The sequence below is a fragment of the Rhodococcus sp. NPDC127527 genome (genome assembly GCF_042672245.1).
In the GTDB taxonomy this organism is placed as follows: Bacteria; Actinomycetota; Actinomycetes; order Mycobacteriales; family Mycobacteriaceae; genus Rhodococcus_G.
This window is the reverse complement of the sequence record NZ_JBHXVP010000021.1, coordinates 44,240-45,502: the sequence shown is the minus strand read 5'-3', so window position 1 is coordinate 45,502 and position 1,263 is coordinate 44,240. Positions and strand designations below refer to the sequence as shown.

Here is a 1,263-nt window from a genome sequence, read left to right as displayed (position 1 = left end):
GCGGCTGCGCCGCAGTGGTGCGGTTACGGAGCCTGAGGGCTCCGTAACCGCACCACTGCGCGCCAGCGCATTCATCCACAGGACGAGCATTTCCCCAGGTCGTCGGCAGGGTCGCCGCGTCTGGTCGTGAGACCGTGGCTCGATGGACGGCTCCGACTTCCAGGCGCTCCTCGACGCACAACACGGCATCCTCGACTCTGCGCAACTGCGCCGGTCCGGCTATCCCTGGTCCCGTGTCCGTCACCGGGTCGACACCGGCCAGTGGCAATCGGTGCTGCACGGTGTGGTGGCGGTGAGCAGCGGACCGCTGACCCGACCGATGATCCTCAGCGCGGCGCTGGTCTACGGCGGCCCGCACGCGATCCTCAGTCATCAGAGCGCGCTCGAACACTGGGGGATGATTCGTGAGCCGGACGGACCGATCCACATCACGGTGCCACGCAAGAACTCGGCGATCAGCCAGGCACCCGCCACTCGGACCGCCGCCGCGCACCCGACGGCCGGCGTCGGCGAGGTCCTCCATCCCGGCGTGCAGGTGCACAGATCCCTTGCCATCAAACACATTCGAGTCGACCACGAGCGACCGGTGTCGTCGGTGGCCGCCGCCGTCGTCGATGTCGCTGTCGCGCAACCGACCGCCCCAGAGGCCATGTCCGCCTTCGTCGCGCTGGCCACGAACGGACGAATCCCGCTGCGGCTGTTGCGGCAGCAGTTGGAGTTGCGCCGACCTCGACGGTACCGGCGCGCCCTGGTCGATGCGGTCGCGCTCCTCGCCGACGGTGTCCAGTCCGTCCTCGAATACGAGTACGCGACGAATGTCGAACATGCACACGGGCTTCCGAGTCCCGACCGTCAGGGTCCGGTGGTGGTGGACGGTCGCACTCTCTTCGAGGACGTCGTCTACGACGAGTTCGGCGCCGAGCTGACCGTCCGCCTCGACGGTCGCGGCACCCATTCGATGGCCGAGGTCGCATTCCGTGACCGCCGCCGCGACAACGCCGCCGAACTGGCCGGTCGCGCCCGCCTGGTGTTCGGTTACCCCGAAACCCACCACGACCCGTGCGGGGTGTTCGCCCAGGTGCGCACCATCCTGGTCCGGGAGGGCTGGGTGGACACCTCGCACCCCTGTCCGAGATGCGCATAGCGCAGTGGTGGGGGGGGGGGGGGGGGGGGGGGGCCCCCCCCCCCCCCCCCGCGCGGGGCGCCCCGCCCACCCGAAACGGGGGGGGGCGCGCGCCCGCCACCCCCCCCCCGCCCGCCGCC

The 1,263-nt window shown here is 71.0% G+C and carries 1 protein-coding gene; it reads left to right on the top strand.

The window, feature by feature from the left end:
* Positions 1-142: 142 nt before the first annotated feature.
* The gene (locus ACFVH2_RS23750; protein ID WP_378427627.1) at positions 143-1,144 is read left to right on the top strand and encodes a hypothetical protein; all 1,002 of its coding nucleotides are present in this window, start codon (positions 143-145) and stop codon (positions 1,142-1,144) included.
* Positions 1,145-1,263 lie beyond the last annotated feature (119 nt).